General features: G+C 36.4%; 10 protein-coding genes. 8 read left to right on the top strand and 2 right to left on the bottom strand.

Going from position 1 to position 10,927, the window contains the following annotated elements; genetic code table 11:
• The first annotated feature begins 329 nt into the window (after nt 1–329).
• The 4 genes from ppsA (at nt 330) to MT391_RS13245 (ending at nt 4,802) form a co-directional block, all read left to right on the top strand.
• On the top strand, nt 330–2,693 hold the full coding sequence (ppsA, locus tag MT391_RS13230; RefSeq protein WP_499498465.1) for a phosphoenolpyruvate synthase: 2,364 nt from the start codon (nt 330–332) through the stop codon (nt 2,691–2,693).
• A 413-nt stretch (nt 2,694–3,106) separates the two neighbouring features.
• Nucleotides 3,107–3,304: an SWIM zinc finger family protein gene (locus MT391_RS13235; protein ID WP_499498484.1), complete on the top strand. Its 198-nt coding sequence runs from the start codon at nt 3,107–3,109 to the stop codon at nt 3,302–3,304.
• The gene (locus MT391_RS13240) at nt 3,255–3,428 is read left to right on the top strand and encodes an SWIM zinc finger family protein (RefSeq protein ID WP_499498482.1); all 174 of its coding nucleotides are present in this window, start codon (nt 3,255–3,257) and stop codon (nt 3,426–3,428) included. The genes MT391_RS13235 and MT391_RS13240 overlap by 50 nt, the downstream gene beginning before the upstream one ends.
• A 33-nt stretch (nt 3,429–3,461) precedes the next feature.
• A complete protein-coding gene (locus MT391_RS13245) occupies nt 3,462–4,802 on the top strand; it encodes a hypothetical protein (RefSeq protein WP_499498467.1) in 1,341 nt (446 codons plus the stop codon).
• A 204-nt stretch (nt 4,803–5,006) separates the two neighbouring features.
• Here MT391_RS13245 and MT391_RS13250 read toward each other — a convergent pair whose 3' ends face one another.
• Both MT391_RS13250 and MT391_RS13255 read right to left on the bottom strand, forming a co-directional pair.
• Entirely contained in the window at nt 5,007–5,681 is a 675-nt protein-coding gene (locus MT391_RS13250; RefSeq protein ID WP_499498468.1) for a DNA/RNA non-specific endonuclease, read from the bottom strand.
• Between the two features lie 328 nt (nt 5,682–6,009).
• Nucleotides 6,010–6,537, bottom strand: coding sequence for a DUF4136 domain-containing protein (locus tag MT391_RS13255; RefSeq protein ID WP_499498472.1), 528 nt, complete (start codon nt 6,535–6,537; stop codon nt 6,010–6,012).
• 371 nt (nt 6,538–6,908) lie between these two features.
• On the opposite strand from MT391_RS13255, the gene MT391_RS13260 reads away from it, so the two are divergent.
• The 4 genes from MT391_RS13260 to MT391_RS13275 all read left to right on the top strand — a co-directional run bounded on the left by MT391_RS13260 (nt 6,909) and on the right by MT391_RS13275 (nt 10,378).
• Nucleotides 6,909–7,226 (top strand): hypothetical protein, encoded by a 318-nt coding sequence (locus MT391_RS13260; protein ID WP_499498476.1) that lies wholly within the window; start codon nt 6,909–6,911, stop codon nt 7,224–7,226.
• A 108-nt stretch (nt 7,227–7,334) separates the two neighbouring features.
• Nucleotides 7,335–8,252 (top strand): manganese-dependent inorganic pyrophosphatase, encoded by a 918-nt coding sequence (locus MT391_RS13265; RefSeq protein WP_499498478.1) that lies wholly within the window; start codon nt 7,335–7,337, stop codon nt 8,250–8,252.
• A gap of 157 nt (nt 8,253–8,409) precedes the next feature.
• Nucleotides 8,410–9,750 (top strand): UDP-N-acetylmuramate:L-alanyl-gamma-D-glutamyl-meso-diaminopimelate ligase, encoded by a 1,341-nt coding sequence (mpl, locus tag MT391_RS13270; RefSeq protein ID WP_499498480.1) that lies wholly within the window; start codon nt 8,410–8,412, stop codon nt 9,748–9,750.
• 19 nt (nt 9,751–9,769) lie between these two features.
• Nucleotides 9,770–10,378, top strand: coding sequence for a flavin prenyltransferase UbiX (locus tag MT391_RS13275; protein WP_166372376.1), 609 nt, complete (start codon nt 9,770–9,772; stop codon nt 10,376–10,378).
• Nucleotides 10,379–10,927: the final 549 nt, after the last annotated feature.

Here is a 10,927-nt window from a genome sequence, read left to right on the forward strand (position 1 = left end):
TGGTTGGCTTAACTCTAAAATAAGTATTTATGAATAAAGTCTTTGTTACTAGCTGTATGAAGTAGTAATTGAAGGTATTTTCTCTCGTATTGAAGCAACTGTATTTTATTAGCATATTTAATTTATACGATCTAATAATATCAATTTTTATTTGCTGGTCTTTTATTTTTAAGTAATGTGGAATGTTGATGACAGTACTATTTTATCGATGAAGTTATTTTAGGGGCGATTTTCATCTGTTCGATTTGAAACGGGTACAACTGAGCATTATCCGTTGATTAATGAAGCTCATCAGAATGATTACTATTAACTATATATTGGGAGTTATAATGCGAGAATATACACTTTGGTATGAGCAATTGGGGATGGGGGATGTTGATCGTGTTGGAGGAAAGAATGCATCACTTGGGGAAATGATTTCTAACCTCTCAAATTTAGGAGTACAAGTACCTGGTGGGTTTGCAACGACTTCATATGCTTTTAATGAGTTTCTAGAACAAAGTGGTCTAAATGATAAAATTTATAAGTTATTAGACAGCCTAGATATTGACGATTTAAATGCACTTTCGGAATGTGGAGCATGTATACGTCAATGGATAATCGATACTCCATTTTTACCCAACATGCAGCAAGCAATTGAAGATGCATATAGTCAACTTTCAGCAGGGTTTGGCGATGATGTATCGTTCGCTGTTCGTTCCTCTGCAACTGCTGAAGATATGCCTGACGCTTCTTTTGCAGGCCAGCAAGAAACATTTTTAAATGTGAGAGGGATGGATCCAGTATTTATCGCTATTAAACATGTTTTTGCTTCTCTTTTTAATGACCGTGCTATTTCCTACCGTGTTCATCAAGGTTATGACCATCGTGGTGTTGCGCTTTCTGCTGGTATACAGCGCATGGTCCGTAGTGACATTGCTTCTTCTGGGGTTATGTTTTCAATAGATACCGAATCAGGCTTTGAAGATGTAGTGTTTATTACATCAAGTTATGGCCTAGGTGAGATGGTAGTTCAAGGGAGTGTTAATCCGGATGAATTCTATGTCCATAAACCAACCTTGCTCAAGGGGAAACCATCAGTTATTCGTCGTAATATTGGTAGTAAAGCCATTAAAATGATTTATACCGATAGTACAGACCATGGGCAACAAGTTGAAGTTGTTGATATAGAAGCGAGTCAGTCAAGACAATTCTCAATAACGGATACTGAAGTACAAGAGCTTGCTAAACAAGCAATTATCATTGAAAAGCACTATCAATGCCCAATGGATATTGAATGGGCGAAAGATGGCTTGGATGGCAAGCTGTATATCGTTCAAGCAAGACCTGAAACAGTCAAAAGCCGTGAATCAGGCAATGTAATGGAGCAATATCAATTACAAGCTAAAACTAAGATTGTATGCGAAGGGCGATCAATAGGACAGAAAATAGGCAGCGGTACGGCGAAAGTTTTGTATTCATTGGATGAAATGGATAAGATAAAGCCGGGTGATGTATTGGTTACTGACATGACAGATCCAGACTGGGAGCCCATCATGAAACGCGCATCAGCTATTGTTACAAATAGAGGTGGGCGAACATGCCATGCTGCGATCATTGCTCGAGAAATGGGGATCCCTGCGGTTGTAGGTTGTGGTAATGCAACGACAAAAATTGCGCCTGGTGATGAAGTCACTGTGTCATGCGCAGAAGGTAATACAGGGTTCATTTATGAAGGGAAACTTGATTTTGAAGTAACAAAATCAAGTGTTGATGCAATGCCTGAACTTCCTTTAAAGATAATGATGAACGTTGGTAACCCAGATAGAGCTTTTTCTTTTGCCCGTTTACCTCATTCTGGTGTTGGCTTAGCCCGCCTTGAATTTATCATCAACAAAATGATTGGAATTCATCCGAAAGCACTGCTCAATTTTGAACAACAATCAACCGATTTGAAAAATGAAATAACAGAAATAATTGCTGGTTATGATAGCCCAGTCGAATTCTATATTTCCAAGCTAACTGAAGGTATTTCCAGTATTGCTGCATCATTTTCTCCAGAAAAAGTGATCATTCGTATGTCGGACTTTAAGTCTAATGAGTATGCTAATCTTATCGGCGGAGACGTATTTGAACCGGAAGAAGAAAATCCTATGATAGGTTATCGAGGTGCGGCTCGTTATATATCAAAAGATTTTAGACCTTGTTTTGAGCTTGAATGTGAGGCTATTAAACGGGTTCGTAATGAGATGGGACTAACTAATGTTGAAATAATGATTCCATTTATACGTACTGTTTCAGAAGCGAAAGAAGTGACTGAAATATTAGCTGAAAATGGCTTAAAACGCAGAGAAAATGGTTTACGTGTGATTATGATGTGTGAATTACCATCGAATGCAATTTTAGCCGATCAATTTTTAGATCACTTTGATGGATTTTCAATTGGCTCTAATGATTTGACGCAATTAACTCTAGGTTTAGACAGGGACTCAGGTTTGATAGCTCATCTATTTGATGAGCGTGATCCTGCAGTATTAGCTTTGTTGTCGATGGCTATTAAGGCCTGTAAAGCGCGCGGTAAATATGTTGGTATTTGTGGGCAAGGGCCTTCTGACCATACTGACTTTGCAGCTTGGTTAGTAGAGCAAGGTATTGACAGCATCTCTTTAAACCCAGATACGGTTTTACCTACATGGTTATATTTAGCCTCTTAGCATGAAGTTAGGTATTTTAACGTAATATACGATTCAGATTTAAATCATACATTCCAATAGAAGCTCCTTGCTTTTAAGTGAGGTATTAGCAGGGCACATGCTCCATGCGCTAATACCTTACTATTTCCTTACTGTATATTCATTCAAATTGACCATACTTTATTCACCTTCAAGATCCAATATTAGTTTTATTAGACAAGGCTTATTATTACAAGTTTATTTTTTGTAAGAGGTTGATGGTAAATCGATGAAAATATAATATCGAATATTCACCAGTATCCATTTTTTAAATCATCTGTTAACATTTATTCATTTAAATATATAGATTCAATTTAATTACATTAAATATCATCGGTAGGCATCAACACACATTTACTTCATATTTCACCTGATAATACCAAGGCATACCCATTATGCTTGTTCCGCTTAAGTTTGAACTCAGTGAAATAAAACAGCGTAGTAGCAGTCGTTCCTATCAACTAGGGAGAACATTGTATGTTTCTGGTAATGTCAGCCGTTTATCAGTGACTGAAAATAGTGCGACTGCCATTGTCTCCGGAAGTGACGACTATCATACCACTCTACAAAAAAGACGATTCAATCCACGGTGAAACACTACAGGTTAGATGTACATGCCCTGCTAGTGCATACCAAGATATTTGTAAACATGCAGTTGCTGTTGTTTTGTCGGTTGATAATACCCCCAGAGAAAGAGCGCGCATACGAAGAGGTTAAGCAAAGCCCGTTTATGAACTCACTGATATTTTAATGACTTATATTGATGACTCAAGCAATGAACTAGATAAGTGGCAATTAATTATGCGTAGTGAAGAAAATAATGTAACAACGGGCGAACTGAATAAATTGTTTACCAAAGCATTACCTGCAAAAGAGATGTGGGAGTGGAATAAGGTAAGTGAATATTTTCATCATGCTAATGAGATGTTTACGACTATTTTTAACTTGATTGATAAGCTAACAGTAACCGAACAATGGAAACTAACCTTGAGGGCTAACCAGCGCTTAAATAAAGTGTTAGAGCGGATTGATGACTCTGGTGGTTTTCGTTTTTATATCGAGGATGAGCTCAATCAACGCTTAGTCAGACTGTTTAATCAACTACCTTGGTCTGATCAAAAGAAAGCTCTGTGGATATTCAGCCATACTGAGGAATCTAAATATGATGTGTTCCCAAGTGTGCCTAAAGATTTCGACATAAGCCCAGAGGTTAAACAGATTTTTTTAACACAATGCCTTAATACGGCTAAACAGCAAGCACCATTGGGTGATCTTAATGACTGGGAGCATAGATGGTCGCTTCAACGATTAACCGCACCACTTATTGATGAGGCAAAGGAAACAGGCGATTGGCAATTGCAATGTCAATTTATGAAAATAACGGCGATAAGGCTCTCTGATTATTTAGCCATTGCTGATGTCTGTTTAGATAATAAAGAGGCGTCAGAGTCAGAATACTGGCTGCAGCAAGCTTATAAGACAGTGCAAACACCTTACGAAAAAGCGGAATGCCAAGCCTACGAGGTTAAGGTGCGAGTTGCTTTAGCTGAATATGAAAAAGCGTGGCAATTAGCCTGGCAGTTATTTAGCTGTCAGCCCAGTTTTATGAAGTATAAAAAGTTAGAAGAGCTACAGCAAAAAATTGGTGTGATGGACGTACAGTTTATTGCTAAAGTAGAGCAAATACTTGCTGATTTTTATGTTGAAACAGGACATGGTTTCGCAGCGAATTCTGATGCACTGCTGGATTTTTATATCGATAGAAACGAGGTAGAAAAGGGGCGGAAGTGGGCGTTAACACATCAAGCTAATACTCATAGTTTGCTGCAAATTGCCAATTTAATGATTGCGTCACATCCGCATGATTGTATTGCTCTATATAAACGTGTTGTCGGATCAATTATTGGGCAAACTAATAATTCTGCTTATCAAGAGGCTACGGATTTACTGTTAAAATTAAAGCGAATGTTAATAGCAAATAATACACAGCTGAAGATTTTTAATGAGATGGTGAAACAGGTAGCTCAAGCCTATAAACAAAAACGTAATATGCTGAAACTATTCAAAGAACATTTTTCTGATTGCTTTTAATTTTTCCTTAGGTTGCTATGCCCTTTATCATTCAAAATCTGAAAATCTGAAAATCTGAAAATCTGAAAATCTGAAAATCTGAAAATCTGAAAATCGAAAGATGAATAGTTTCTAGGTATAAAAGACTCGATTTAACGGGGTAAATCGAGCTTTAAAACAACGAGGATGTTTCTACTGCCTTTTGTGTTTTTGAGAGATAAATTGTTACCACATCTTACGTACTCTTTCCTTTTCCCTTTCAATATTGCGTCCTTGCAATTCACTCCATAGTTTGATGCCAGTGTATTGTTCAACTTTACTAGTTGGTACTCTGAAAGTGTCTGTTGGTTGATCTGTTGCTACGTTTGGTATTATGAACGACCACATATTTAAACTGCCTCGATTGGTTTCAACTAATACTGATTTAAAATAAGCATTGGGGATAGGAATCGATACATTATTGTCGTCATTGGTCCCGATACTTTGAACGGGTTGGTCGAAATAGAAAATGGGTCCACAAATGACATAGGTTTCAAAAATTCTTGCTTTTTCATTAAGCCTTCGCACATCTGATTCTAAGTTTTTCCAAATCCCTCTATTGAATTGTTGTGCCTGTGGAGACATATTTGATAACAGGAAAGTCTCACTGTTTTGGAGCTCATCGACCTTTTGATTCATACTTGCAACGAGATGTCCTCGGTCATAACCAGACCCTCGATAGTCAATGAGATCGGTTCGGAATAACGTTGGAATTCGAAAGTCGGGACGAAAATTATCGACACGTGCGATACTTGGGTTATTAGGGCTGATGATTTCAAGCGCCCATTTTGCTTGTCTAAAATAATATGAATATCCAATGATGTAATGTCGATTTACTAATATTTGATCTGCAGCTGGCATGCCATATCTAGATTGAGGAATAGAGTTTGGAATATTCATAATAACTTCCTTTATGTCGATCGCATCAACTCATTTAAAGCTTAAATTGGTACGCATTAGGCTGTTTTATTTAATATTATAGGGGAATGCAACATTAAAGAGTATACGTTAATATACTCGTTAAATTTCCAGTTTATGCTTTCTATCTGGTGTAAATTTTTCTTACTTCTCACTATTTAAAGGAAAAACCTTTGATTAAGTGGTTTGATTGCACAGTATTGTTGTTACGGTAACTCCCAACACTGCACAAAAAAGGCTATTAGATTATTTTAATTACTCTGAACTAAAGTTATTTAGTTTGTGGTGGGTAATCGCTGAGCATTAGGGTAATTTCTTTAACAATAAAATCATTTCGTTGCTGTGCTGACATTGTCTCAGTCAATTTATTTTGAGAAATAGACTGCCATATTATCGATTTGCTAGCAGGGTTTATAAACTCAAGTACTAGTTTGTTATAGTGGTTTTCATTGTAACTAGAGGGGGTACTCATACCAATGCCCGCTCGACCGAGGCCAATCCCAAAACCGAAAGTACCACCATTAGATTCGATCTCTGTAGTCATTTCTAGCCGATAGTTTATTTGTAAGTCAGCACTTTGTGTTTCTGTCTGGCTAAGCCCTTTTACTTTCAGTTGGACTGCGGTTTCATTTTCTATTCGTTTGCTATCAATGCTTGATACACTCTTCTCAGGTGAAGTAACAAAAGTAAATGTTTTATATTGAGAGAAGTCATGGCCTAGAGCATAGTCAGACACTGGAGTCGCCGTACAGGCAAATAGAAAGGAACATAATAAAAGTGGGGTAATAAAACGCAGCATATAAAACTCCTATTAAAAAATGTAATTAATAATAAACCATAATAGTGTTGTTAAGTGTTGTAATGCTATTAATTTGTGAAATGGATTATCAGTCTACTCAATTTCATTACCTGAGCCAATGTTGTTAATTGTAGTGAAAAATATATTTGAGACGTTTTTTGCTGATAATGTAGGTTGTAACATATCTTGGATTAAGATCATAAGGAACACCTCATTAACAACCTACTACTATAGTACTAGAGGGGTCCATGAGTGCTGCTTTGCATATGGGCAGTGTCTAATTACGGATATTTTTAATCATGGGATCGGTGTATAATTACTCCATGATATTTTTATTTTGTAGGTTTCTATCTAAATATAAGCTAATAGCGATGATGATTTTATCATCCTTTAGCCTTAATATTTTTGCAGGTGAAGTCTCTATTACTCAAAGTAATACATTAATTAACAACCAAGTGTTTGAACAAAAAGAGATAAGAGCATTAGAATATAAACAACGAGAAAAGCAACGGGTATTAGATAATTTGCAGTGGATATACTCTCTTCCAAGCGTTTGTCTTTTGTATCAAAAAAAATATTTAATTTATCGGTGTGGCAAAATACTGTTTTATAGAGGGTATGAGTTTAATGGCTTTATTAAATATAGGCTGCTAACTAAAAACGAAACCTTGAAATTAAAGCCATACTAAATCAAGATAACAATTTATGCTTAAAATTATCAGTAGAATCAGGTATTCTGCTGATAATTGAAATGACCAACCCCAATTAACTTATTTAATAACATAGTGGATATACCGATGATTGTATTAGGACACCAAAACCCAGATTGTGATAGCTTATGTAGTGCTATCGGCCTTGCAAGTTTATTTAATAAAATGGGCAAATCAGCAACCCCGGCTTTACAAGGTGAGCCCAATCCTGAAGCATTATTCTTATTACAGCAATCAGGTTTACCACAACCTGAAATACGTACTGAAGTCGCGGGCGAAGAGATCTTTATAGTTGATTATTCAGATTGGGGTCAAGGTACTGCTGATATGAAAAAAGCAACGATCTTAGGGATTGTTGATCATCATAAATTAGGTGATATCACCACATCTACACCTTTAGAGTGTTGGATTTGGCCTGTAGGTTGTAGTGCTACGATTGTTTACAATATGTATAAATTTAATAATCAAACGCCTGACGCGCCAGTAGCAAAAATGATGATGGGTGCAATCATTTCTGATACGGTAAACTTTCAAGGTCCTACTTGTACAGACATGGATATTGTTGCAGCTAAAGAACTCGCTGCAATTGCTGGTGTAGATGATATACAAGCATTTGCGGAAGCACAATTTGAAGCTAAGTCCGATATTTCAGCTGAATCTGCTGCTGATCTTATTCTTCGTGACCAAAAGGTATTTGAAATGGCCGGTGAAAAGTTAGCCATTGGTCAATTAGAGTTAACTTCATTAGAAACAGCATTTTCTAAAAAAGGTGAAATGTTGATAGAAATGGGGCAATTACAAGCAGATAAAGGTTATCATTCTACGATTGTGTTACTAACTGATATCAATAAGCTAGATACAACTGCTTTAATCATCTCTAAAGATGCAGAAAAAGTAGCAAAAGCTTTAAACAGCACAGTGGTCGATCATATGTTTGAATTACCAGGTGTTGTTAGTCGTAAAAAACAAATTATTCCTTTCTTACAAGCTGCATTTGAAGGTTAAGTATATAGCTTAAACTTTATTAAAAAGAATGCTGAAAGGCGAGTCTCATAATGAGTCTCGCCTTTTTTATTGCCAATTTTTAATTTTCTTACAATCACTTAAGTTTAATATTTGATAACATCCCTTATATTATTCCTATTTCTAATATTGAGGTTACATGCATATTCATATTCTTGGTATTTGCGGCACATTTATGGGCGGTGTTGCGATCCTTGCTAAATCCTTAGGTTATAAAGTCACTGGTTCAGATAAAAATGTTTATCCACCAATGAGCACGCAGTTAGAAGAGCAAGGGATTGAACTTATTCAAGGCTTTGACCCAAGCCAATTAGACTGTAAACCTGATCTTGTGGTGATTGGTAATGCAATGAGCCGTGGAAACCCTTGCGTAGAAGCGGTATTAGATAAACAAATACCTTATATTTCAGGCCCGCAATGGTTGTTAGAACATGTTTTGAAAGACCGTTGGGTATTAGCAGTTGCAGGCACGCATGGAAAAACATCAACCTCTAGTATGCTCGCTTGGATTTTAGAGTTTGCCAATATGCAACCGGGTTTTCTAATTGGTGGTGTGCCAGAGAATTTTGGTTTATCTGCTCGTCTAGGTGAAACACCATTTTTTGTTATTGAAGCTGATGAATATGATAGTGCATTTTTTGATAAACGTTCTAAGTTTGTGCATTACCATCCAAGAACATTAGTTTTAAATAATCTTGAATTTGACCACGCCGATATATTTGATGATTTGAATGCAATCAAAAAACAATTCCATCACCTAATGAGAACAGTGCCTAGTAGTGGGCGTGTATTTATTCCCAATAAAGATGAAGCGTTAATGTCTGTTAAACATATGGGATGTTGGAGTGAGGTAGAATATTTAGGTGAAAATTGGTCTGCGCAAAAGGTCAAAGAAGACGGTACTCAGTTTGAAGTAAACCTAAACGGAGATAAACAAGGTCAAGTGAATTGGAATTTAATGGGTGACCATAATGTTGATAACGCATTAGCTGCGATTGCTGCTGCTAGACATGTTGGCGTGACGCCTGAGATCTCTATTCAAGCATTGGCCGAATTTAAAAGTATTAAACGTCGCATGGAAATTAAAGGCAAAGTTAACAATATTACAGTATATGACGATTTCGCCCATCATCCCACCGCAGTAAAAACAACTTTAGCAGGTCTACGTGCGAAAGTGGGCAACGAAAGAATTATTGCAGTGTTAGAGCCACGTTCAAATACGATGAAATTAGGTATACATAAAGAAGCATTAGTTAACTCATTAGCTTTAGCGGATAGTGTTTATTGTTTTGAAGATAAAAGTATTCAGTGGTCTATGAAAGAGTTGTTTGCAGAACAAGGTAAAGCAGTAAATATTGAAACTGATATAGATAACTTAGTGGATCAATTAGTTAAGCACGCTAAACCTAGCGATCATATATTGATCATGAGTAATGGTGGATTTGCGAATATTCACCAAAAATTATTAGACAAATTATAGGATGAACATATAGATGACTATGCAATATAACGATACCGTTACTTTAGGTGTAACGGGGGCTTCTGGCAGTGGTTATTTTTTACGTTTATTACAGTCAATGGTAAATGCAAACGTGAAAGTATATTTAATTTTATCTGAAGCGGCACAAATAGTATTAAAAACCGAAGTCGATGAAGACTGGCCGGTCGATATTGTAGCGTTGAATGAATTTTTGATCACTCGCTTTAATAGTAAACAAGGACAAATTACGGCATTAACGTCAAAAGACTGGTTTTCTCCTGTCGCATCAGGATCGTCAGCGCCTAAAAAAATGGTTGTTTGCCCTTGTAGTTGCGGAACACTTGCTTCAATTTCACAAGGTTTATCAAATAACTTAATAGAACGTGCAGCCGATGTTGTATTTAAAGAGAGAGGGCAGTTAATTGTAATGCCAAGAGAAACGCCTTTTTCCACCTTACATTTGAAAAATATGCTCACTCTTTCTGAACTAGGAGCCACTGTTATGCCTTTAGCTCCTGGTTTTTATCATCAACCAACAACTATTGAAGAGTTACAAGATTTCATGGTGGCGAGAGTAATGGACCATTTAAAAATTGATCACCAAGCAAGTAAGCGCTGGTGTGAGTAAATAATAAGCAAAAAGGCATGCGTTTGTTTGTTATTTAAACGAATTTTTCTAAATACTAAAAATAATGATTTATTTGCAATAAAACGCTTGCTTACCTTTTCAAGATCCCTATAATGCGCATCCACAGACACGGGACGGAACGCAAGTTACCCAGCGAGTTTGAGAATATTTTTAACGTATTAACGCTTCGTAGTTCGCTTCGAAATTAAGTTAAATTAAAACGTTGACAATGTTTGAAAGGCGCGTAATATACGCCGCCTAGCCGCAAGGCACGCTCTTTAACAATTTAATCAAACAATCTGTGTGAGCACTTGTTGTTGATGTGATTTCAAAAAAATCAAAGTCCTTTCTTGTAAAGGCAACATCAATAATAGTGACACACGAAATAATTCATTTACATTGAAAGATTTATCTTTCAATGAATAACGAAGCGAATGAACTTGTTCAATCGCAGTTATTTCAGAATAGTAAATTGTTGGTTTTTTATATTTATATAAGTAATTAGCAGTAAGTTTTAGTCAGTAGTATTGAGTCGCACTTTTAATTAAG

The organism is Vibrio sp. 1-Bac 57 (assembly GCF_037546855.1).
GTDB lineage: Bacteria > Pseudomonadota > Gammaproteobacteria > Enterobacterales > Psychromonadaceae > Psychromonas.